The 22,266-nt window shown below is 64.4% G+C and carries 24 protein-coding genes and 1 pseudogene; 16 read left to right on the forward strand and 9 right to left on the reverse strand.

What is annotated here, in order from left to right:
* Positions 1-7: 7 nt before the first annotated feature.
* From nuoH to SSO01S_RS02820, 11 genes are all read left to right on the forward strand, one after another.
* On the forward strand, positions 8-1,063 hold the full coding sequence (gene nuoH, locus SSO01S_RS02770) for an NADH-quinone oxidoreductase subunit NuoH (RefSeq protein ID WP_066794801.1): 1,056 nt from the start codon (positions 8-10) through the stop codon (positions 1,061-1,063).
* Positions 1,060-1,545, forward strand: a complete 486-nt coding sequence (gene nuoI / locus SSO01S_RS02775) for an NADH-quinone oxidoreductase subunit NuoI (protein ID WP_066794804.1) — start codon at positions 1,060-1,062, stop codon at positions 1,543-1,545. Before nuoH ends, nuoI begins: the two co-directional genes overlap by 4 nt.
* A 167-nt stretch (positions 1,546-1,712) precedes the next feature.
* A complete protein-coding gene (locus tag SSO01S_RS02780) occupies positions 1,713-2,324 on the forward strand; it encodes an NADH-quinone oxidoreductase subunit J (protein WP_066794807.1) in 612 nt (203 codons plus the stop codon).
* On the forward strand, positions 2,321-2,626 hold the full coding sequence (nuoK, locus tag SSO01S_RS02785) for an NADH-quinone oxidoreductase subunit NuoK (RefSeq protein WP_066794813.1): 306 nt from the start codon (positions 2,321-2,323) through the stop codon (positions 2,624-2,626). Before SSO01S_RS02780 ends, nuoK begins: the two co-directional genes overlap by 4 nt.
* Before the next feature lie 109 nt (positions 2,627-2,735).
* Positions 2,736-4,802: an NADH-quinone oxidoreductase subunit L gene (nuoL, locus tag SSO01S_RS02790; RefSeq protein ID WP_066794815.1), complete on the forward strand. Its 2,067-nt coding sequence runs from the start codon at positions 2,736-2,738 to the stop codon at positions 4,800-4,802.
* Positions 4,799-6,388, forward strand: coding sequence for an NADH-quinone oxidoreductase subunit M (locus tag SSO01S_RS02795; RefSeq protein WP_066794818.1), 1,590 nt, complete (start codon positions 4,799-4,801; stop codon positions 6,386-6,388). Before nuoL ends, SSO01S_RS02795 begins: the two co-directional genes overlap by 4 nt.
* Positions 6,388-7,833 (forward strand): NADH-quinone oxidoreductase subunit NuoN, encoded by a 1,446-nt coding sequence (nuoN, locus tag SSO01S_RS02800; RefSeq protein ID WP_066794820.1) that lies wholly within the window; start codon positions 6,388-6,390, stop codon positions 7,831-7,833. Before SSO01S_RS02795 ends, nuoN begins: the two co-directional genes overlap by 1 nt.
* Positions 7,830-8,531: a biotin--[acetyl-CoA-carboxylase] ligase gene (locus SSO01S_RS02805; protein WP_281178669.1), complete on the forward strand. Its 702-nt coding sequence runs from the start codon at positions 7,830-7,832 to the stop codon at positions 8,529-8,531. Before nuoN ends, SSO01S_RS02805 begins: the two co-directional genes overlap by 4 nt.
* An 11-nt stretch (positions 8,532-8,542) precedes the next feature.
* On the forward strand, positions 8,543-9,319 hold the full coding sequence (locus tag SSO01S_RS02810) for a type III pantothenate kinase (RefSeq protein WP_066794829.1): 777 nt from the start codon (positions 8,543-8,545) through the stop codon (positions 9,317-9,319).
* A 19-nt stretch (positions 9,320-9,338) separates the two neighbouring features.
* Entirely contained in the window at positions 9,339-10,976 is a 1,638-nt protein-coding gene (locus tag SSO01S_RS02815; protein WP_066794830.1) for a ribonuclease J, read from the forward strand.
* A 4-nt stretch (positions 10,977-10,980) separates the two neighbouring features.
* Complete coding sequence (locus tag SSO01S_RS02820) at positions 10,981-11,241, forward strand: DUF1467 family protein (RefSeq protein ID WP_066794832.1); 261 nt, start codon at positions 10,981-10,983, stop codon at positions 11,239-11,241.
* A gap of 64 nt (positions 11,242-11,305) precedes the next feature.
* On the opposite strand, the gene SSO01S_RS02825 is transcribed toward SSO01S_RS02820, so the two are convergent.
* Entirely contained in the window at positions 11,306-13,558 is a 2,253-nt protein-coding gene (locus SSO01S_RS02825; RefSeq protein ID WP_157073600.1) for a coiled-coil domain-containing protein, read from the reverse strand.
* A 109-nt stretch (positions 13,559-13,667) separates the two neighbouring features.
* Here SSO01S_RS02825 and SSO01S_RS02830 point away from each other — a divergent pair, with 109 nt between their 5' ends.
* Both SSO01S_RS02830 and SSO01S_RS02835 read left to right on the forward strand, forming a co-directional pair.
* Entirely contained in the window at positions 13,668-13,961 is a 294-nt protein-coding gene (locus SSO01S_RS02830) for a hypothetical protein (RefSeq protein ID WP_066794834.1), read from the forward strand.
* Positions 13,962-14,029: 68 nt separating this feature from the next.
* The gene (locus SSO01S_RS02835) at positions 14,030-14,836 is read left to right on the forward strand and encodes a hypothetical protein (RefSeq protein WP_066794836.1); all 807 of its coding nucleotides are present in this window, start codon (positions 14,030-14,032) and stop codon (positions 14,834-14,836) included.
* Here SSO01S_RS02835 and SSO01S_RS02840 read toward each other — a convergent pair.
* The 3 genes from SSO01S_RS02840 to SSO01S_RS02850 form a co-directional block, all read right to left on the reverse strand.
* The gene (locus SSO01S_RS02840) at positions 14,833-16,011 is read right to left on the reverse strand and encodes a vWA domain-containing protein (protein ID WP_066794838.1); all 1,179 of its coding nucleotides are present in this window, start codon (positions 16,009-16,011) and stop codon (positions 14,833-14,835) included. The two genes, SSO01S_RS02835 and SSO01S_RS02840, sit on opposite strands and share 4 nt — an antisense overlap.
* A 460-nt stretch (positions 16,012-16,471) precedes the next feature.
* Positions 16,472-17,194: an ABC transporter permease gene (locus SSO01S_RS02845; RefSeq protein WP_066794842.1), complete on the reverse strand. Its 723-nt coding sequence runs from the start codon at positions 17,192-17,194 to the stop codon at positions 16,472-16,474.
* Between the two features lie 11 nt (positions 17,195-17,205).
* Positions 17,206-18,093: an ABC transporter ATP-binding protein gene (locus SSO01S_RS02850; protein ID WP_066794844.1), complete on the reverse strand. Its 888-nt coding sequence runs from the start codon at positions 18,091-18,093 to the stop codon at positions 17,206-17,208.
* A gap of 87 nt (positions 18,094-18,180) precedes the next feature.
* Here SSO01S_RS02850 and SSO01S_RS02855 point away from each other — a divergent pair, with 87 nt between their 5' ends.
* Together SSO01S_RS02855 and SSO01S_RS02860 are read left to right on the forward strand one after the other, a co-directional pair.
* The gene (locus SSO01S_RS02855; protein WP_066794846.1) at positions 18,181-18,636 is read left to right on the forward strand and encodes a DUF2975 domain-containing protein; all 456 of its coding nucleotides are present in this window, start codon (positions 18,181-18,183) and stop codon (positions 18,634-18,636) included.
* Positions 18,636-18,869 carry a helix-turn-helix domain-containing protein gene (locus SSO01S_RS02860; protein ID WP_066794847.1) on the forward strand — a complete coding sequence of 78 codons (234 nt, stop codon included), beginning with the start codon at positions 18,636-18,638 and terminating at the stop codon, positions 18,867-18,869. Before SSO01S_RS02855 ends, SSO01S_RS02860 begins: the two co-directional genes overlap by 1 nt.
* A 74-nt stretch (positions 18,870-18,943) precedes the next feature.
* Here SSO01S_RS02860 and SSO01S_RS17780 read toward each other — a convergent pair.
* From SSO01S_RS17780 to SSO01S_RS02880, 5 genes and pseudogenes are all read right to left on the reverse strand, one after another.
* Positions 18,944-19,120, reverse strand: a pseudogene (locus SSO01S_RS17780) (DUF817 domain-containing protein); the annotation flags it as partial.
* Positions 19,117-19,461 (reverse strand): hypothetical protein, encoded by a 345-nt coding sequence (locus tag SSO01S_RS02865; RefSeq protein WP_169798305.1) that lies wholly within the window; start codon positions 19,459-19,461, stop codon positions 19,117-19,119. The pseudogene SSO01S_RS17780 and the gene SSO01S_RS02865, both read right to left, overlap by 4 nt.
* Positions 19,462-19,639: 178 nt before the next feature.
* Positions 19,640-20,053, reverse strand: coding sequence for a GFA family protein (locus SSO01S_RS02870; protein WP_066794851.1), 414 nt, complete (start codon positions 20,051-20,053; stop codon positions 19,640-19,642).
* Complete coding sequence (locus SSO01S_RS02875; protein ID WP_066794853.1) at positions 20,050-20,898, reverse strand: AAA family ATPase; 849 nt, start codon at positions 20,896-20,898, stop codon at positions 20,050-20,052. The genes SSO01S_RS02870 and SSO01S_RS02875 overlap by 4 nt, the downstream gene beginning before the upstream one ends.
* A gap of 52 nt (positions 20,899-20,950) precedes the next feature.
* Positions 20,951-21,616 (reverse strand): DUF6975 family protein, encoded by a 666-nt coding sequence (locus tag SSO01S_RS02880; RefSeq protein WP_066794855.1) that lies wholly within the window; start codon positions 21,614-21,616, stop codon positions 20,951-20,953.
* Positions 21,617-21,884: 268 nt separating this feature from the next.
* On the opposite strand from SSO01S_RS02880, the gene SSO01S_RS02885 reads away from it, so the two are divergent.
* Positions 21,885-22,259, forward strand: coding sequence for a hypothetical protein (locus SSO01S_RS02885; protein WP_066794857.1), 375 nt, complete (start codon positions 21,885-21,887; stop codon positions 22,257-22,259).
* Positions 22,260-22,266: the final 7 nt, after the last annotated feature.

Below are 22,266 nucleotides of genomic sequence, written 5' to 3' on the forward strand. Positions count from 1 at the left end.
TTTCCGCATGACCGCTTTCTTCCAGAACACCATCGGCCTGCCTTATGGCTGGGCCTGGTTCGTCGCCACGATCGTCGGAATCCTGGTCATCGCGCTGCCGCTTATGCTGGCGGTGGCGATGATCATCTATGCCGATCGCAAGATCTGGGCGGCAATGGCGCTGCGCCGCGGCCCGAACGTCGTCGGCCCGCTCGGGCTGCTCCAGTCCTTCGCGGACGGGCTCAAGGTCTTCCTGCAGGAAACCATCATCCCGTCGAGCGCGAACAAGGGACTGTTCCTGCTCGCGCCGATCATCACCTTCACGGTCGCGCTGATCGTCTGGGCGGTGATCCCGTTCCAGGCGGGCGTGGTGCTGTCGAACATCAATGTCGGCCTGCTCTACATTCTCGCGGCATCGTCCCTGGGCGTGTACGGCATCATCCTCGCCGGCTGGTCGTCCAACTCGAAATACCCGTTCTATTCGGCGATCCGCGCAGCGGCGCAGATGGTGTCGTACGAAGTTTCGATCGGCTTCGTGCTGATCTCGGTGATCCTGTGGGCGGGCACGTTCAATCTGTCGGGCATCGTCGAAGCGCAGCAGGGCCATGTGCTCGGCTTCCTCAACGGCTTCGGGTTCAACCCGCTTTTGTTCCCGCTGGCCGTGGTGTTCCTGATTTCGGCGCTGGCGGAAACGGCGCGCGCACCGTTCGATCTTACCGAAGCGGAGTCGGAGCTCGTCGCCGGCTATCAGACCGAATATTCGTCGATGGCCTTCGCGCTCTACTGGCTCGGCGAATATGCCAACGTGATCCTGATGTGCACGCTCAACGCCGTGCTCTTCTGGGGCGGTTACCTGCCACCGGTCGATTGGGCGCCGCTGTACATGGTGCCGGGCATCCTCTGGCTCTTCGCCAAGATCCTGTTCTTCTTCTTCATCTTCAGCTGGGTGAAGGCGACGGTCCCGCGCTATCGCTATGACCAGCTGATGCGGCTGGGCTGGAAGATCTTCCTGCCGCTGTCGCTGATCTTCGTGTTTCTCGTTTCCGGCTGGCTGATGTTCCAGCGCGTAGGATTGCCCGCATGAGCGTTGCCCAACTCGTCCGTTCCTTCACGCTCTGGGAGTTTGTGAAGGCGCACGCTTTGACCTTGAAGTACTTCTTCAAGCCCAAGGCGACGATCAACTATCCGTACGAGAAGAACCCGATCTCGCCTCGCTTCCGCGGTGAGCATGCACTGCGTCGCTATGCCAATGGCGAAGAGCGCTGCATCGCGTGCAAGCTGTGCGAAGCGGTGTGCCCGGCGCTGGCGATCACGATCGAGGCTGAGCCGCGTGACGACGGCAGCCGCCGCACGACGCGCTACGATATCGACATGACCAAGTGCATCTATTGTGGGCTCTGCCAGGAGGCGTGCCCCGTCGATGCGATCGTCGAAGGCCCGAACTTCGAATTCTCGACCGAAACGCGTGAGGAGCTGATCTACAACAAGGATAAGCTGCTCGCGAACGGCGACCGCTGGGAGCGCGCAATCGCCGCGAACCTTGCCGCCGATGCACCGTACCGTTAAGCGCGCGAGCCAACAGTGGGACCGCAGATGAATTACGCTCTTTCCGCAAAGGTGGGCTCACCCTCACCCTTCCGGCGCTTCGCGCCTCCCTCCCTCTCCCATTGGGAGAGGGAAGGGGCCCGCTCGCCGAAGGCGAGTGGGAAGGGTGAGGGCGTGGGAGTGGCTTTGTGATCCAGATCCTCGCCTTTTATCTCTTCGCCGCAGTCGTGGTCGCGTCCGCCGCGATGACGATCCTCGCGCGCAATCCCGTGCATTCGGTGCTCTGGCTGATCCTCGCTTTCTTCAACGCCGCCGGGCTGATGGTGATCGCGGGTGCCGAGTTCATCGCGATGCTGCTCGTCATCGTCTATGTCGGCGCGGTCGCGGTGCTCTTCCTGTTCGTCGTGATGATGCTCAACATCGATTTCGCCGAGCTGCGCGCGGGCGTGATGCGCTATGCCGCGATCGGCGTGGCGCTGGCCGTCGCGCTGGCGGCAGAAATCGTGATCGCTGTCGGCGCCTGGAGCGCGGGCGGGCTCGAGCTGGGCCGCCGCATCGCCCCGATCGATGAGAGCGTGCCCAATATCGAGGCTGTCGGCCAGCTGCTCTACACGCGCTATCTGTTCGTGTTCGAAGCCGCCGGGCTGGTGCTGCTCGTCGCGATGATCGGTGCGATCGTGCTGACGCATCGCCAGCGCAGCGATGTGCGCCCGCAGAACATCAGCCGCCAGATCAACCGTCGTTCGAAGGACGCAACCCGCAACATGAATCCGGCAGTCGGGCAGGGGGTCGAGCTGTGATCGGCGTCACGCATTATCTGGTCGTCTCGGCGATCCTGTTCACGCTGGGGGTGCTCGGCATCTTCATGAACCGCAAGAACCTCATCGTCATCCTGATGGCGATCGAGCTGATCCTGCTGAGCGTGAACCTGAACCTCGTCGCGTTCTCGGCTGCGCTGGGCGATCTCGTCGGCCAGGTCTTCGCGATGTTCGTGCTGACCGTCGCAGCTGGTGAAGCGGCGATCGGTCTCGCCATCCTCGTCATCTATTTCCGCGGCCGCGGCACGATCTCGGTCGACGACGTCAATCGGATGAAGGGCTAATGCCTGTGCCTAACTTCGTCATCCCGGCGAAAGTCGGGATCTTGTGCGGCTCCTGCCTCGGGCATTCGCCTGAGACCCCGGCCTTTGCCGGGGTGACGGGAGCGTGCTGATGTCGCCGATCCTCTTCATCGTATTCCTGCCGCTTCTGGCAGCGATCGTCGCCGGCTTCGCGAACAAGACGTTCGGAGCCACGCTTCCCAAGGTCGTGACCACTGGATCGCTGTTCATCGCGTGCGCGCTGAGCTGGCCGATCTTCATCAGCTATCTTTCGGGCACTGCCGAGCCGACCGTGGTTCCGGTGCTGCACTGGATGACCAGCGGTTCGTTCAGCGCCGATTGGTCGCTTCGGGTCGACAGCCTCACCGCGGTGATGCTCGTCGTGGTCACCAGCGTCTCGGCGCTCGTCCACCTCTATAGCTGGGGCTATATGAGCGAGGAGCCGGATCAGCCGCGCTTCTTCGCCTATCTGTCGCTCTTCACCTTCGCGATGCTGATGCTCGTGACGGCCGACAATCTGATCCAGATGTTCTTCGGCTGGGAAGGCGTCGGCCTCGCATCCTACCTCCTGATCGGCTTCTGGTTCCGCAAGCCTTCGGCCAATGCCGCCGCGATCAAGGCGTTCGTGGTCAACCGCGTCGGCGATCTGGGCTTCATGCTCGGCATCTTCGGCACGTTCCTGGTGTTCGGCACCGTCTCGATCTCCGAGATCCTGGCGGCGGTGCCCAACATGCATGGCTCGACCATCGGCTTCCTGTGGTTCCGCGCGGATACGATCACCGTGCTCTGCCTGCTGCTGTTCGTCGGCGCGATGGGCAAGTCGGCGCAGCTCGGCCTGCACACCTGGTTGCCGGACGCGATGGAAGGCCCGACCCCGGTGTCGGCGCTGATCCACGCGGCAACGATGGTCACCGCGGGCGTGTTCATGGTTTGCCGCATGTCGCCGATGTTTGAAGCAAGCCCGGTTGCACTGGGCGTGGTCACCTTTGTCGGCGCGGCGACATGTCTGTTCGCGGCCACGGTCGGCCTGGTGCAGACCGACATCAAGCGCGTGATCGCTTATTCGACCTGCTCGCAGCTCGGCTACATGTTCTTTGCGGCCGGCGTCGGCGCTTATGGCGCGGCGATGTTCCATCTGTTCACGCACGCCTTCTTCAAGGCGTTGCTGTTCCTCGGTGCCGGCTCGGTGATCCATGCGATGCACCATGAGCAGGACATGCGCTATTATGGCGGCCTGCGTAAGAAGATCCCGGTAACCTTCTGGGCGATGATGATGGGCACGCTCGCCATCACCGGCGTGGGTATCCCGGCGGTGTTCGGAAACCACACGCCGATGGGCTTTGCCGGCTTCCACTCGAAGGATGCCATCATCGAAGCGGCCTTTGCGGCTGGTTCCTACGGCGCCTTCTGGGTCGGCGTTTTCGTTGCGCTGCTCACCAGCTTCTATTCGTGGCGCGTCGTTTTCCTGACGTTCTACGGCAAGCCGCGCTGGGCGGGCTCGGAGCATATCCAGCACGCAGCGCATGATGCGCACGGCCATGACGATCATGCGCATGCAGCGCATGGCCATGACGATCACGCACACGGCCATGGCCATGCGGGGGATGACGGCACTGCCGGCTATCACCCGCATGAGAGCCCGGCGGTGATGCTGGTCCCGCTCGTGCTGCTGTCGGTAGGTGCGGTGCTTGCCGGTTTCGTCTTCTATGGCTTCTTCATCGAAGCGGACACGGGCGCGGCCTTCTGGAAGGGCGCGATCGCATTCAACGAGCATCTGATGCACGAAATGCACAATGTGCCGACCTGGGTGAAGCTGAGCGCGACCTTCGCGATGCTCGGTGGCCTGGTCACGGGATGGTATGCGTATGTGCGCAATCCAGGCTTCCCGGCGCAGTGCGCGGAGCAGTTCCACGTTCTCTACAAGTTCCTGCTCAACAAGTGGTATTTCGACGAGCTCTATAACTTCCTGTTCGTGCGGCCCGCATTCGCAATCGGCCGGCTGTTCTGGAAGGCGGGCGACGAGGGGACCATCGATCGGTTCGGGCCTAACGGCATCGCGCGGCTTATCCAGTTCGGCGGCGTCGGCACGGCGAAACTGCAATCGGGATATCTATACACTTATGCGTTCATCATGCTGATCGGTCTTACCGCAGCTCTCACTTGGGTGATTGCAGGATGACCGGTTTCCCGATCCTTTCGCTGATGTTGGCGATCCCTGCGGTCGCGGCGGTCGCTTGTCTCTTCTCGAGCGCGAATAACGCGCGCTGGATCGCGCTGTGCGCCACGCTCATCGATCTGGCGCTCGGCATCTGGCTGTGGGCGAGCTTCGATCAGGGCGCGGGCGCTGCCCAGTGGCAGTTTGTCGAGCATGTCCGCCTGTTTGGCGTCGGGGGCGTAGATTTCGCCTGGGCGCTGGGCATCGACGGCTTTGCGCTGATGCTCATCATGCTCTCGGTCTTCCTCATGCCGATCTGCGTCGGCGCGAGCTGGACCGCGATCGAGAAGCGCGTTCCCGAATATATGGCGGCATTCCTCGCCACCGAAATCCTGATGATCGGCACCTTCGCCGCGCAGGATCTTCTGCTCTTCTACGTCTTCTTCGAAGGCGGCCTGATCCCGATGTTCCTGATCATCGGCATCTGGGGCGGCGCGAACCGGGTGTATGCGTCGTACAAGTTCTTCCTCTACACGCTGATCGGCTCGCTGCTGATGCTGATCGCGATGATCGCGATGATCCTCAACAGCGGCACCGCCTCGATCCCGGAACTCATGAGCCATGATTTCCCGGTGAACTGGCAGACGTGGCTGTGGCTCGCCTTCTTCGCTTCGTTTGCGGTGAAGATGCCGATGTGGCCGTTCCACACCTGGCTTCCCGACGCGCACGTGCAGGCGCCGACTGCAGGTTCGGTGATCCTGGCGGGCGTGCTGCTGAAGCTCGGCGGCTATGGCTTCCTGCGCTTCTCGCTGCCGATGTTCCCCGAAGCCTCGGCGCAGTTCATGAACCTGGTGTTCGTGCTGTCGTGCGTCGCAGTGGTGTACACGTCGCTGGTCGCGCTCGTGCAATCCGACATGAAGAAGCTGATCGCTTATTCGTCGGTCGCGCACATGGCGATCGTCACCATGGGGCTGTTCGCGTTCAACCATCAGGGTATCGAAGGCGCGATGATGGTCATGCTGGGCCACGGTCTGGTCTCGGGCGCGCTCTTCCTGTGCGTCGGCGTCATCTATGATCGCCTGCACACCCGCGAAATCGATCGCTACGGCGGTTTGGCGATCAACATGCCGCGCTATGCGCTGCTGTTCATGCTCTTCACCATGGCCTCTGTCGGTCTGCCGGGCACGAGCAACTTTGTCGGCGAGTTCCTGGGCCTGATGGGCGTGTACAAGGTTTCGACCTGGGCTGCGCTGATCGGCACGAGCGGCATCATCCTTGGCGCGGCATATATGCTGTACCTCTATCGGCGCGTCGTGTTCGGAGATCTGACCAAGGAAGATGTCCGCGCAATGCCCGATCTCAACGCGCGTGAGATATGGCTGCTCGCCCCGATCGCTGCCGCTGTGCTGTGGATGGGCGTGTATCCTGAGAGCTTCCTCAAGCCGATGCGTCCGGATGTCGAGCGTCTGGTCGAGCGGATGAGCCGCGCGGCCCCCGCCGGGGACTCGCAGCCCACCGCTGGCAAGCCGGCACCCGCCGGCGAGCATCACGGCGCAACTGCCGCTGAAGATCACCAAGCCCCCGCTGCTGCGCACGGGGAGGCGCACTGATGAGCTATTCTACCCAATTGATGATGGTGTTGCCCGAGCTGGTGCTCAGCCTGGGCGCAATTCTCCTGATGCTCGTTGCCGCATGGGGCGGGCAGCAAGCGACCAAGCTGGTTAGCTGGGCGGCGATTGCCGTGCTGATCGGCGCGGGCATCGCGCTCGCGGGCCCCGCATCGGCGGGCGGTGAGGCGTTTGGCGGCTTGTATCGCCCCGATATGTTTGGCGCGGTCGCCAAGGCGATGATCTTCTTCGCTGCGGCCGTCTCGATCCTGATCGCTCCGCGCTTCTTCCAGACCAGCTCGGGCGACGATCTTCGCCCCGAATATCCGGTCCTGATCCTGCTCTCCGCAGCGGGCATGGGCATGATGGTCTCGGCCGGCGATCTGATGAGCCTCTATGTCGGCCTCGAGCTGCAGAGCCTTGCTGCCTATGTTCTCGCGAGCTTCATGCGCCGCGACACGCGCTCGGCCGAAGCGGGCCTGAAGTATTTCGTCCTGGGTTCGCTCGCCTCGGGCATCCTGCTGTACGGCATCTCGCTGGTCTATGGCTTTAGCGGCACCACGCTCTTCGCGGGTATCGCCGATGCCTATGCGGGTGAGCGTTCGATGGGGCTGTTGTTCGGTCTCGTGTTCGTGTTCGCGGGTCTCGCGTTCAAGATCAGCGCCGTGCCGTTCCACATGTGGACGCCCGACGTGTACGAAGGCGCGCCGACCCCGGTCACCGCCTTCTTCGCGTCCGCGCCTAAGGTTGCCGCAGTGGCACTTGCCACCCGCGTCGCGATCGAGGCGATGGGCCCGGCGATCGCAGACTGGCGCCAGATTGTGATCTTTGCCGCTTTGGCCTCGATCATCTTCGGTGCCGTCGCGGCGATCGGTCAGACCAACATCAAGCGACTGCTGGCGTACAGCTCGATCAACAATGTCGGCTTCGCGCTGATCGGCCTTGCGGCTGGTGGCGAAGCGGGCGTGTCGTCGGTGCTCTACTACATGGCGATCTACGTCGTCATGACGCTCGGCAGCTTCCTCGTCGTGCTCCAGATGCGCGGCGCCGACGGACAGCCGATCGAGAGCATCGCTAGCCTGGCGGGCATGTCCCGCACGCGGCCTGGCCTGGCGCTCGCGCTCGCGATCTTCATGTTCAGCCTCGCCGGCATTCCGCCTCTGCTCGGCTTCTTTGCCAAGCTGCAGGTGTTCGTTGCGGCCGTGGATTCGGGGCTATTCGTCTTCGCGGCGGTGGGTGCTGCGGCGTCGGCGATTGGCGCCTATTATTATCTGAAGATCGTGAAGACGATGTACTTCGATGAGCCGGCACCTGCCTTTGCGGGCAAGACCGATCCGGTCGAGGGTGTGTTGCTGGTGCTCGCCGCAGCAGTGATCTCGCCGCTTGGCTGGCCGCTGCTCGGCTATCTAGAAGTCTTCACGGCTTCGGCCGCCAAGGCGCTGTTCTGACCACGACACTCCGTACCGTCGCCGAGACGGGCTCCACCAACGCCGATATGGCGGAGCTCGCTCGGAACGGCGCGAGCGAGGGGCTCTGGTTGCGCGCGGAGCGCCAAACGTCCGGAAAGGGCCGCCAGGGCAGGGTTTGGGCCTCGCCCGAGGGCAATCTCTATATTTCGACGTTGGTCCGTACGCGCCCCGGCGAGCCTTCGCCCGCGACGCTGGCGTTGGTCGCCGCCGTTGCGCTGGAAGAAACCGTCGCCTTGTTCGGCGTCCGCGCGATGCTCAAATGGCCCAACGATCTGCTCGTGAACGGTGCCAAGCTATCGGGAATCCTGCTCGAACGCGTGGATGATGCGGTCATCATCGGCTTCGGGGTCAATCTGGCGCACTGCCCGGTGGGACTTGGCCAGCCCGCGACGAGCCTGAGCATCTATGCGCCTTCGCCGGACGCGGAAGTTTTTGCCGAAGCTCTGGCCGAGATCTTCGCTCGTTGGCTCTCGCGCTGGCGGAACGGCATTGCGCCGGTGCGCGAGCGCTGGCTTGCTCGTGCCCACCCTGCCGGGACTGCGCTCACTGCGCGGCAGGCCGATGGCAGCCAGGTGGACGGCCTGTTCGATGGACTGACGAGCGACGGGGCGCTCATCCTGCGCTTGGCCGGGGGCGGCGTCCGTGTCATTCACGCGGGCGACGTTTTCCTGCTCTGAAAGGGCCCCGAATGCTGCTCGCGATCGACGCCGGCAACACCAATGTCGTCTTCGCACTGGTCGATGCCGGAGCGATTCGCGCGCGCTGGCGGATCGCCACGGATCCGCGGCGCACCGCCGATGAATATGCCGTGTGGCTCAGCCAGTTGCTTGCGCTTGAAGGATTCCGGATCGGCGACGTCACCAGCGTCATCATCGGCACCGTGGTGCCGCGCGCGCTGCACAATCTTCAGGTTCTGAGCGACAAGTACTTCAAGACCGAAGCGGTGATCGCCGGGCAGGGACGGGCACCTTGGGGCTTTCAGCTCGATGTGGAAGAGCCGCAGAATCTTGGCGCGGACCGGGCGCTCAATGCGATCGCCGCTCATGCGAACCATCCGGGCGACCTGATCGTCATCGATTTCGGAACCGCCGCGACGTTCGACATGGTCGATTATACCGGGGCCTATAAAGGCGGCATCATAGCGCCGGGCATCAACCTGTCGCTCGATGCGCTGGTCACCGCCGCCGCAAAGCTGCCTCGCATTGCGATCGAGGCGCCCAAGGGCAATATCTCCGTAATTGGTCGCAATACGGTCGATCAGATGCACATCGGCATCTATTGGGGCTATATAGCGATGATCGAAGGGCTGGTCGCCCGGATGAAATCCGAGGTGGGCCGCCCGCTGAAGGTGATCGCGACGGGTGGCCTCGCGGTGCTCTTCGAAAAGCACACGGACGTGTTCGACGCGATCGAACCGGATTTGACGATTCAGGGGTTATGGATGCTGTGGGAACGCAGCCGGTAACCCGTTCCAAGGAAACATTGTGACTCCAGGTAAAGAACTACTCTTCGTCGCGCTTGGCGGCTCGGGCGAGATTGGCATGAACGTCAATCTCTATGGCTGTGACGGCAAATGGCTGATGGTCGATTGCGGCATCACCTTTGGCGACGCCAGCTATCCCGGCGTGGACGTGATCCTACCCGATCTCCAGTTCATCGAGGAGCGGCTGGACGATCTGCTCGGCATCGTGCTGACGCATGGACATGAGGATCATATCGGCGCGTTGCCCTATCTGGCGAGCGAACTCGGCGTTCCCCTCTATGCGACACCTTTCACCGCGGGGCTGATCCATGGCAAGCTGGAAGAGGAGGGCAATGCCGATCGCATCGAGCTGAACGTGGTCAAGGAGGACGGCCCGTTTGATATCGGCCCGTTCCGCATCACCTATACCCCGCTCGCCCATTCGATCCCTGAGGGCAATGCGGTGCTGATCGAAACACCTTATGGCAGGATCTTCCATACCGGCGACTGGAAGCTCGATGAAGCCCCGGCGCTGGGCGGAGCCTCGACCGCGCAGGAATTGACCGCGATTGGCGACAAGGGCGTGCTCGCGCTCGTCTGCGATTCGACCAACGTCTTCAATCCCCAAGCTTCCGGCTCCGAGATCGATGTTCGCAAGGGGCTGGATGAGGTCGTCGCCGGGATCAAGGGCCGCGTGCTGGTCACGACCTTCGCGTCGAACGCCGCGCGCCTCCAGACTCTGGGCGAAGTGGCGCAGGACTGCGGGCGCCAGCTTTGTGTGGCGGGGCGTTCGCTCGATCGGATCATCCGCGTCGCCAAGGCCACGGGCTATCTGCGCAACTTCCCCGAAACGATCGATTTCGATACCGCGATGTCGCTGCCACCGAGCCAGGTGATGATCATCGCGACCGGGGGGCAGGGCGAGCCCCGGGCCGCGCTCAATCGCATCGCCGAGGACACGCACGTCCTGAAGGTCCACAAGGGCGATACCGTGCTCTTCTCCTCGCGCCAGATCCCGGGCAACGAGATCGCCATCGGCCGCATCATGAACATTCTGGCGGGGAAGGGCGTGGAGATCATCACCGATCGCCAGGCTTTCATTCACGTATCCGGCCATCCGGGGCGGCCCGAACTCTCCGAAATGTATAAGTGGATACGGCCCGAAATCCTGATCCCGGTGCATGGCGAGGTCCGCCACATGCACGAGCAGGCGCGCTTTGGCCTGTCGGAGGGCGTGCCGCAGGCGATTAACCAGGTGAACGGCGATATCTGGAAGCTCGCGCCCGGTAAGCCCGAGAAGGTTGGCGATGCCCCTGTGGGCCGTCTGGTCCTCGATGGGGACGTGATCCTTCCCGCCGATGGCGCGACGATCAACGAGCGCCGCCGGGTTGCGTTGTACGGCCAGATCTCGGTTGCAGTCGCAGTCCAGAAGGGCCGGCTTATCGGTGACCCCCAGATCCGGCTGCAAGGCGTGCCGGTGGAGGAGGATCGCGACAATTTCATCGCCGATGCCTGCGATGCCGCGGAACAGGCGGTGCAGAAGGAAAGCAGCCGCGATCTCGAAAAGCTCCGCGAAGCCATCCGTCTTTCGGTTCGCCGCGTCGCGGTACGCTACACCGGCAAGAAGCCGGTTGTCGACGTCCTGATCATCGAGGCCTGACCCTATGACGTGGCAATCCGCTCTGGCGATCTATCTGTTGTTCTGGGCCTTTTCGGTCTTCCTGGTGCTTCCGTTCGGCGTAAAGACCAGCGAGGAAGCCGGGGTCGATCTCGTCCCCGGTCAGGCCCCCAGCGCACCGCATGAGTTCAACGCCAAGCGCGTGATGATCCGCACGACGATCGTGGCGACCGTCCTGTTCGCGCTGTTTTTCGCGAACTACAATTTTGGCTGGGTGACCACCGATATGCTGGACTGGGTGAACTAATAGCCCTCCAGCACACTCTGGGGTTTCGTGATGCGCGAGATGCCAGCTTTCGCTGGCATGACGGTCAGCTGCGCAGCCTCTCGATCGCCTGGGCCAGCGCCACATAAAGCTTGCCCATGTCGGAAGAGAGCAGGGTCACGCCCAGTGGCGATCCGTCGCGCAGCGTTAGGATCTGGCGCAGCATCGCCTCGAAATCGTGGATGTAGCGATTGACGTTTTCGCGGAAGGCGTCGTCCTCGTCATATAGGCGATGGATCTCGCGCGCGTCGCCGGCATCCAGCACGCGCACCGCGCGGCGGGTGAAGACGCCGCGATCGCCCTTCAGATACGCCGCCCATGCGCTGTCGGTCACATCGGCGGCGAAGGTCTTGGTGATATCGATCGAGTTCGAATTGAGCGCTTCGATCAGCAGCGAGACACGGCGCGCGAAGCTGTCGCCGTCCGCCTCTTCGCGTGCGGCGCGCGCGGCTTCGATCTGCGCTTCGACCTGGCTCGTGCTTTCGGCGAGCTGGAGCATCTGCTGGGTCAGCCGCTCCGACGCGCGCGTCGCTGCGTTGACGGCGGCCTCGGTCGTATGGCCGAGTTCGGTCAGCTGGCGGCGGACGCTGTCGTCCATCGCGCGGCGCATAGCGGTGGTGCTGGCTTCCTCCAGCGCGCGGGTGGCGCCGGGAACGATGCCCGCAATCGCTTCGCGCGCATGATCCGCCGCCGCCACAGCGGTCTCGCGGACGCGCAGCAACGCATCGACAAGTTGTGGTGCAGCGTCCTCGGCAAAGGTCCGCGTGGTCTGGATCGTCTCGTCGACGATCTGCTCGAGCGCCTGAGCCCGTTCGCCGCCCGTATCCAGCGTCTCCAGCAAGGACGCCTGCGTCTTGGCCAGCGTATCGCGTTGCTGGCTCACCACATCGGCGATCGCCTCGATCGCGTCGTGGGTGCTTTCGGCGGCAGTCACCAAAGCGAGCAGCTCGGGCTTGGCGCCAGCCACGATCTGGCGGCTCGCGGCGATCCGCGCATCGAGCCGCGCCAGAGCCTCGGGCAGGGTCTCGTCGATCTCGCGCGCCGAAGCGTCCAGCGCCGTCAGCAGATCTTCGGAAGTGGTAATGACGCGGCGGGCGATCACATCGCCGCCGTTCAGCGCCTCGCTCATCGCGTCGACCGAAACGTGGAGAGCGCTGACCGACGCGGCGAGGCCTTGCGTCCGGTCCATGCCGGCTGCGTGGAGCACCTGCAGTTCGCGATCGAGCCGATCGACGCCGCTAGAAAGCCCGGCAAACAAAGCGTCGCCGCGCTCCTGTTCCTCGCCGAGCCGCGCGCCCACGCGCTCGACCGCGTCCGCGATCGCAGCCATGCGCTCCGCGAGCGCTTCGGTCGTATCCTTGCTCGCGCGATCGAGCGCCGCCTGGTTGGCGCCCAACATCGCCAGGATCGCCTCTCCCTGCGCGGCGATGCCCTTGCGTGCCTCATCCACAGCCACGGCGGCGCGATCGAGCATGCCATCCACTTCGACCGACATCTGCCCGGTGACCGCCTCCAGTCGCGCGCTGGCCGCCTCGCTGGTCGCTTCCATGCGGGCGATATGCGCCGCCAGCCGGTCCGCCGCGCCGCCGGCGATCTGATCCGCCTCGCGTCCGCGCTCGGAAAGCGCCGATAGTTGCGTGTCGAGCGCCGCAGCGCGCTCGCTCGCGAGCAGTCCTGCTGCGTCCACGCGCTCCGAAAGGCCGCGCATTTCCTCATGCGCCTTGGGCAGCGAGGCAAGCACGACCGCGATCCGGCGTTCGGCCTCGCCAGCGGCGAGCGTCAGCGTGCGGCTGCTGCCGTCGATCGAGCTCGCCTGATGCGCCACCGTGCCCGCGACTTCGGCGATCTGCTGCGCTGCGCGGTTGCCCATCGCGATCAGGATGTCGGTCTGTTCAGCGAGGGCCTCGCGATTCTCGGCCAACTTCTCCGACAGGGCAGAGAGCTTGCGGTCCAACGATGCCGCTTCCATCCGCATCGTGTGCGCGGTGGCTCCGAAGCGGCGAGCCTCCGCCCGGCTGGTGCGCATCGCCAGAAGATAGAGCACGCTGATCAGCAGCGGCGGCACGCATAAAGCCGCGATCAGCTGCACCAGCGCTACCGGCGGCATTCCGGCCTGCACCGAGGGAAGCGCCATCCAACCGAGCCCGGCAAATGATCCCAATGCCGCCGCGATGGCGAGCGCCGGGAATATCCAGCTACGGTCTCGTGCGGGCGTCTCTTCCTCCGCACCGTCGTCCGCTTCGGGCAGCACGGCGGCTGCAGACAGGACAAAGGGTTCGTCGCTGTCGGCGGTGAACATTGGCTCTGCTGGTTTGGCCCCACTCATGTGGCGCATTTACCACATTATTCCGCCGGACCAACACCGTAAGGAAACGGACCGTTAACATAGCCTCTGATAGCGTCGCCTGATGGCGTATGATCCCGGTGCAATCGATGCGACCCTGGCGGCGGCGGTGGGCGACGAGCCCCAGCTGATCGCTGAGCTGCGCGAGGCGTTTCTCGATGGCGTTCGCCGGTGCCTGCAAGCGATGAAGGGTGCCGACAGCCCGGATGCCTGGAGCGCAGCGGCGCTCCGGCTCAAGGGATTGGCCGCCAGCTTCGGCGCTGTGCGCCTGATGGGCCTGGCATCGGAGGCTGCGACCGCACAGGCGCATGACGGCGCCGTGCTGCGCAAGCTTCACCGCGCCGTCGAACGGCTCTAGGCTGTCTCCGGCGCCGCTGCCGGAGACCTGATTTGCGTCCCACCTTATTCCTGTTCGCGATACTGGCGATGTTCGCGGGAAATGCGGCGCATGCGCAGGTGGTCGATGACCGCCCCATCGTTGTCACCGGAAAGAAGGGCGGTTCCGCCAAAGCGGCCCAGCGCCAGCTTCGCCAGATCGTCTCCGCCGTGGACGGCCAGCTTGCGCGCTTCGCCGAGCCGGTCTGCCCGATCGTGCTGGGCCTTTCGCCAGAGAGCAGCCTCGCGGTCGCGCGCCGCATGCGTGATATCGCGGAGGATGCGGGGGCAAAGGTCGCACCCGAGCGCTGCGATCCGAATATCGTCATCATCATCGCCGCGGACGCGGATATGTTCACCGCGGCGCTCCGCAAGCGCTTTCCGGCGATGTTCGCGGGCCTGCGCCCGGGTGAATTGCGGCGTGCCAAGCGCGAGGGGCCGGTGCATGCGTGGAACACGGTGGAGGTCCGGAACGAGGATGGCGAGGCCGCGACCGGCGGCGACGGGGAGGAGCCGCCTGTTCTGGCGGTGCAATCGGCGTCGAACATCCGTCCGCCCACCCAGCAGGTGACGCTCCAGTCGATCGTCGTGATCGACGACGGCGCCGCGCTGGGAAAGTCGTTGACCCAGATTGCCGATTACGCGGCGATGCGCACGCTCGCGGGTGCACGCCCCCCGCGTGAACCCGGGATGGCGGAAACGATCCTCTCGCTCTTCGATGCCGATGGCGTCCCCCCGCCGCAGATGCTCACCCGGCTCGACAGCGGATTCATCAAGGAGCTCTACTCGGGCGCGGGGAATGCCACGGCCCGGCAAAAGGCTCGTGCAGCCGCGCGCAGGGTGGCGGGCGAGCGCTAGCTTTTCCGGCTCAGCTCGCGCGTCGCGTCGTCGAGGCCCGCGAGCGTCAGCGGATACATGCGGTCGTTCATCAGCTCGCGGATGATTTTCACCGACTGGGTATAGCCCCATTGCGCCTCCGGCAGCACGTTGAGCCACACTGCGGCGGGATAGGTGTTGGTCAGCCGCTGCATCCACACCGCGCCGGCTTCCTCGTTGAAATGCTCGACCGATCCGCCGGGATGAGTGATCTCATACGCGCTCATCGAAGCATCGCCGACCAGGATCAACTTATAATCATGGCCATATTTGTGGAGGATGTCCCACATCGGCGTCCGCTCGGTGAAGCGGCGGCGATTGTCCTTCCAAACGCCCTCATAGGGGCAATTGTGGAAGTAGAAGAATTCGAGGTTCTTGAACTCGGATGTAGCGGCCGAGAACAGCTCCTCGCAAAGCTTGACGAACGGGTCCATCGATCCGCCGACATCGAGGAACAGCAGCAGCTTCACCGCATTGTGCCGCTCAGGCCGCATCCGCACGTCGAGCCAGCCCTGCTTGGCGGTGCCCTCGATCGTCGCGTCGATATCGAGCTCGTCGGCGGCGCCTTCGCGGGCGAAACGGCGAAGACGCCGCAGCGCGACCTTGATGTTGCGCGTGCCCAGCTCGCGGGTGGCGTCGAGATTCTTGAACTCGCGCTGGTCCCACACCTTCAGCGCGCGCTTGTGCCTGCTTTCCCCGCCGATGCGGACGCCCTCGGGGTTGAAGCCCGAATTGCCATAGGGCGAGGTGCCGCCGGTCCCGACCCATTTGTTGCCGCCCTGATGCCGGCCCTGCTGCTCCTCCAGCCGCTTCTTTAGCGTCTCCATGATCTCGTCCCAGGAGCCGAGCGACTTGATCGCCTCCATCTCTTCTGGCGTCAGGAACTTCTCGGCGACGGCCTTGAGCCAGTCCTCCGGGATGTCGGCGGGGGCGACGCCGTAATTGGTGGCGATGCCGCGGAACACCTTGGCGAAGACCTGATCGAAGCGATCGAGCAGCCCCTCGTCCTTCACGAAGGTGGCGCGGGCGAGATAATAGAAAGCCTCGGGCGTGCGATCGATCACATCGCGATCGAGCGCTTCGAGGAGGATCAGATGCTCCTTCAGGCTCGCCTGGATACCAGCCGCACGCAACTCGTCGAGGAAGGAGAAGAACATGGCGCCGGGTTTAGGGTCGGAACGGTGCGCCAGCAAGGGACAGGGGCGTGACGGCTTGGCTTCCCACTTTTCATGCGAATCGTGAAATTTCGCTTCGTGGCGGGCCTGGGCTGAGCAAAGGTGCGGCTACCCTGTAGGACAGCGTGACCGCCAATTTCTCCCTTGCTTCAGCGGGGGTGGGCTTGGTGGGGTGGCGGTGCCCTCTCCGTCATTCTGAACTTGTTTCAGCATCCAGCCCTCCACCAAATTCACCGCTGGGTTGGTGCACGTTGGACGCTGAAACAAGTTCAGGGTGACGGGGGAGATTGGGTTTCTCATTCCTCCCTCGCGCAGCGGGGGAGGGGGACCGCCGCGAAGCGGTGGTGGAGGGGGCGTTGCCGCAGGGGATGCGCTTGCCGCCGGGCCCTCTCCGACAGGCTGCGCCTGCCACCTCCCCCGCTGAAGCGGGGGGAGGAATATACTAGGCCTCGCGTCGGCTCAGGTGGAGGAGCATCGCCGCCATCACCGCCGCACCGCCGATCCCGCCCAGCATCCAGCCCAGTTGCTGGATCTCCGGCCGGGGCGACAGCATCCCCGCCGCGAGCAGCCATGGGAACCACGCCGCCTTGGTCGCGCCGAACGTGCCGATCCCGATGAACGTGCCCGCAATGCCGAAGACCAGCGGCACCACGAAGCTGCGATTCGCGAGCGCGACCCAGAGCTGGAGCATGCTGACCAGGGTGCAGGAGAGGGCCATGAGCCCGAGCCGTATGGCCAGGGCTGCATAATCGGGATGGCCGGTCACGCCCAGCGGATGGAGCAGCGAGAGGAGAGCAGCGCCGCCGAGCAGGAACAGGAACAGCAGCACAGACATCGCCGCGACGAGCCCGAGCATCACGATTGCCTTGGCGAGAAACACATGGGGCCGCGCGCCCGGCAGGGTGAGCAGATGGTTCCAGTTGCGCGAGCCATGCTCCATCTGCGCCATCAGCACGCTGAGCGCGGTGATCGCGAGCGGCAGCATCACGAACGACCAGATGCCGGGGCCGGTCATGACAAAGGCGGCGAGATTTACCGGCGCCTTCTTGTCGAAGGCGATGATCGTGCCGAGCAGCGCGACACATCCGGGTGCGGCGACGCAGAGCATCAGCGCGAGGCTGCGGCGCAGCTTGAGGATTTCGGCGATCAGATAGCGGTGCAGCATGGGGTGGCTCCTCAGGCGGCCTGAGCGATGTGGCGGTGATAGATTCCTTCCAGCGAAGGCCGGTGGCGGGCGAGATGCGAAAGCGACTGCCCCTCGCGCACCAGCAGCGCCGCGATCTCGGCAGGGTCCTCCGCATCGACCAGCAGATTACCCGCCTCGCTCTGGCGAACCGAGAAGCCGGCGCCCCCCAGGATCATCGCCGCGCGGGGGCGATCGCCGGTATCGACCTCCACCGCCGCGATGCCGCCGAGCAGCGCATCGAGCCGCGATTCGACCAGCAGCCGCCCGCGATGGAGCAGCCCGACATGCGTCGCGACCTGCTCGACTTCGGAGAGGAGATGGCTGGAGACGATCAGCGTGACGTCGCCGGTCTCGGGCAGGCGGCGCAGCAGATGGCGCATGTCGCGAATGCCGTCGGGATCGAGGCCGTTGGTCGGCTCGTCGAGGATCAGCAGGCGCGGATTGCCGAGCAGTGCCCGCGCGATGCCGAGCCGCTGGCGCATGCCGAGCGAATAGCCGCCGACGCGTTCGTCGCCCGCGCCGCGGAGATCGACGATATCGAGCACCCGATCGATCTCGCGCCGCGGAAGGCCGAGCAGGATGCGGGTGAGATCGAGATTCTGGCGGCCGGTGAGGTGATCATAGGTGGAAGGCGTCTCGATCAGCGAGCCGATGCTGGTGCGCGCCTTCGCCGCATCCTCGCCGAACAGACGGATCGTCCCGGAATCGGCGCGCAACAGGCCGAGGACGAGCTTGAGCGTCGTGGTCTTGCCCGCGCCATTGGCGCCAAGAAAGCCATATATCGCGCGGCGCGGGACATTGAGCGAGACTGCATCGACGGCGGGCGCACCCTTGCCGAAGCGCTTGGTCAGGCGATGGGTTTCCAGGGCAGCGGTCATGCATCGACTCCGAATTTAACTATAGCTTAAATTTGCCAATCGTGGAAATTTAAGTCAAGGTTAAATCATGAGCGGCATGGAGACCCTATGATCGACACGCTTCGCGCCCGTGCGCGCATCCTGATGTGGCTGGTGACGGTGCCCTTCGTGCTGCTGCTTCTGGTCGCCGCGATCCTGATCCTCGCGCCGATCTGGACCGGCCGCTTTTCGTGGCCGGCGCTGATCTTCAACCTGCCGATGTATATCTATGTCTGGGCGATCTGGATGGTGCGGCAGGCGCTTGGATCGATCGCTTCGGGGGCGGTGTTCGGGCAGGTCGTGCCGCAGCTGCTGCTGCGAATCGGCGCGGCGTTGTTTGCCGGCGGCTTGATCAACGTGTTCGGCGTGCCGCTGCTGATGCGCCTGATCTATAGCCAGGGCGCCTATGCGCGGTTCGATGGCGCCGCGATCACGCTGGGGGTGATCGGCGCGACGCTCGTCCTCGTCGCGCAATTGCTCGCCCAGGCATCGGCCGCGCGCGAAGAGCTGGACGAGTTTTTCTGATGCCGGTGAAGGTCACGCTGGACGCCGTGCTCGCCAAACGCGGCATGACGGGCAAGCAGCTCGCCGAGCAGATGGGGCTCAGCGAGACCCAGCTCTCGCTGTTCCGCTCGGGCAAGGTGCGGGGCATCCGCTTCGCCACGCTCGCCAAGATGTGCGCGGTCCTGGAATGCGCGCCGGGGGAATTGCTGGATTACGAGGCGGATCCGTCGGATTTGTCCGCGCCCGAAGACTGAGGCGCCCGGTGCACCAGTTCCACCAGCACAAATGAGATGATCATCAGCAGATACCAGGCTCCCAGCTTGCCGGGGGAGACGAGCAGCAGGCCAAGCATCAACCCGCCGAACAGGCAGGCCCAGCCTTGCTTGAAGCCGAACAGCAGGAACTCATAAAGCCAGCTGCGCCAGCCCGGGCGGGGCTCGAACGCTTCCAGCTGGGCGCGGATGCGGGCGAAGCGGGTGGCGCCGAGAGAGCGGGGATCGGTCAGTCCACTTCCTCCGCCCAGAATATGAAGGCGTTCTGCGCGTCCCAGCCGATGATTCCGCAGTCGAAGGTGGCGCCGGTCAACGGCATCCACCAAGTGTTCGTCTGTCCGGGCATCCAGCCATTGGCCAGCCACACGGGCCGGTCCCGCAGTTCGGCCAGCGCCTGCTTTGCCTCGGAAACTGCGTGCGGTTTGGGCGCAGAATGATGGGCAAGGCTGGTCGTGGCGGCAACCGCGAGCACATAGGCAGCGTCGGAAAGGCTGACGGCCTTTATGCCGCCGGGGACAAACGGATCGTCGCGTGAAGTCGGATAATCGAGCTTTGCCGCGATCAGGCGGGCCATCTGGCCGTCGCGGCCCTCGGGGCGTTCCCCGATCCACCAGCGCGCACGCCGATGGCGCGCATGTCGTTGGAAGCACGCTTCGAGGATAGGCATGGGATACAAGGCTAAGCTGCCCCGACGCGCCGTGTGCGTACACGACAATAGGGCCGTCCTCCCTTGCGCCGCTCCGCCATCCGCCTCAGCCGATCGGTGCAGGCTGGCGCGGGGTGTGGAGCAGGGCGGGATCGAGGCAGGCGCATTCGGGGGCGCTATCGGTCCAGATCAGTTCGGTCGGGCGGTAACGGTTCGGATCGTCCAACGCGCCGACGCGGACGCCAAGGAACTTCGGGGCTTCTGCGGGGCCTGTGAAAAGCGGCGTCCCGCAATCGGGGCAGAAGCCGCGGCGCATGCGATTGCCGCTGTCGGCGACGCTTTCATACCAGCGCACGTCGCCGGTGATCGAGACCTGCTCGATCCGGTACATCGCGTTGGTGGTGCCGCTGCCGGCCGCCCAATATTGGCAATCGCGGCACCAGCAGGTGCGAACGCGCAGCGGCGCGCCCTCGATCGCGATGCGGACCTTGCCGCACAGGCAGCCCGCGTGCGTGGTCATTTGCCCTGCTGCCGCCGGGCCATGAACGCCAGCCGTTCAAACAGCATCACATCCTGTTCGTTCTTGAGCAGCGCGCCGTGGAGCGGCGGGATCGCCTTGGTCGGGTCGCGGTTCTGAAGCACGTCCAGGGGCATCTCCTCGTGGAGCAGCAGCTTGAGCCAATCGAGTAGCTCGCTGGTCGAGGGCTTCTTCTTGAGACCGGGCACTTCGCGGATATCGTAGAAGATATCCATTGCCTTGCTCACCAGCATCTTCTGGATGCCGGGGAAGTGGACGTCGATGATCGCCTGCATCGTCTCGCGATCGGGGAACTTGATATAGTGGAAGAAGCAGCGGCGCAGGAATGCGTCGGGCAGTTCCTTCTCGTTGTTGCTGGTGATGACGACGATCGGGCGCTCCGCGGCGCGGACGGTCTCCTTGGTCTCATAGACATGGAATTCCATGCGATCGAGTTCCTGGAGCAGATCGTTCGGAAACTCGATATCGGCCTTATCGATCTCGTCGATCAGCAGCACCGGCAGTTGCGGCGCGGTGAACGCCTCCCAGAGCTTACCCTTGCGGATGTAATTGGCGATGTCGTGCACACGCTCATCGCCCAGCTGGCCATCGCGCAGCCGCGCCACCGCATCATATTCGTACAGGCCCTGCTGCGCCTTGGTCGTGGATTTTACGTTCCACTCGATTAGCGGCGCGCCGACCGCCTTGGCGATCTCATAGGCCAGCACGGTCTTCCCCGTGCCGGGTTCGCCCTTGACGAGGAGGGGACGGCGCAGCGTGACCGCTGCATTGACCGCGACCTTCAGATCATCGGTCGCGACATAGCTCTGGGTGCCTTCAAAACGCATGAAGGGGGGATAGAGGGGTTCGGTTGCTCGTTGCAACCCTTAGTGCCCGGGATCAGTGCCGATCGCGGGCGCTGGCGCGCGCCTCGAGCAGATCCCACAGTCCGCGATGCTGTGCGAAGAGCTGTTGTGCGCCGAAAAGCATCGCGCGCTCGACCGGCCCGGCGCGGACCAGCGCATCGATGACCGTGGCGGTTTCCTCGAACGGCGGCAGGGCGAAGGGGGGCGGGGTGAGGTTCAGGCGGTCGGCGGCGGCGTCGAGCACCTTGCGGATTTCGAGCCAGTCGATCGCCAGCGCCAGAGCCGCGCCGATCGCGCATCCCGCGCGGTCCGATTGGGCCAGCGTTTCCAGAGCATGGCGCTGCGATGCTGCTGCTGCTTCGGATTCGGCATGCCCCGGCGTACTCGGCAACGGACCCGCAGCGGCGACGATTCGGACTAGGAAGGCGCGTTCCGTCGCGAATGCTCCCGCGGCGCTCTCCAGCCACGCCTGCTCGCTGCCAAGCGGCGCATGCGTTGCCGCGTGATCGATCACGCCGGGATGCCGGCCATGCAGGATGCACATGTAGTGCGCCGCATCGGCGAGATCGCGAACCGGCTCCACATTGGCCTGGAGCCGCTGGAGATAAGGATGGTTTGCGCTTCCGTCAGAGGCCGCGAGCGCACCCATGGAGCTCCAGCCGCCTGCCAGTCGCGCAACGTTCACGGATTCAAGCGGCATACGCCCCCAACAAATTAGTAGCTGGCCGGCGAAAGGACCGGGTGCAGCCGTGATGCGCCACAGGGATATACCGAAGCGCGTAAAGACGTGGTTTCCGCGGGATTTACCGTGATGCAACACACTGTGCCGGGGTGGGATTCATTGCGTTTGCGTAACGCCGCCTTTCCGAAACGGCGGTCGCTTTTCAGCGAAACCTCACAACGCGCTCATGTCGCTCATTCCATGGCCCGCAAGAGTGCGGCTTTCAGCAATATCCAGAGGACTGGCGATGACGGGAAGCACGGCGCGGGGCGCTTATTGGGCGGGGGTGGCGATGGCGGTATTCGTGTCGCTGTTCCAGATGTGGATAAACTTGGCCGTGGGCATCGTCGGCAATGAAGAAAACCCCGCGAACCAGGGATTCTTCGGCGTGGTCGCGACCGCGCTTGCCTGCACGTTCGTCGCGCGCGCCCGTGCACCGGAAATGGCGCGCGCAATGCTCGCCGTGGCTGCGGTCCAGGCCGCGCTGGCGCTGATGCTGGCAACTGCGCCGGCCAATGCGCACTCGATCAAGCCGATCGTCGTGCTGAGCAGCGGCTTTGTGGTGATCTGGCTGACTTCCGCTGCCTTGTTCCGGCGGAGCGCGCGAATCGCTGGCGGATGAAAGGAAA

It is taken from the genome of Sphingomonas soli NBRC 100801, assembly GCF_001591025.1.
GTDB lineage: Bacteria > Pseudomonadota > Alphaproteobacteria > Sphingomonadales > Sphingomonadaceae > Sphingomonas > Sphingomonas soli.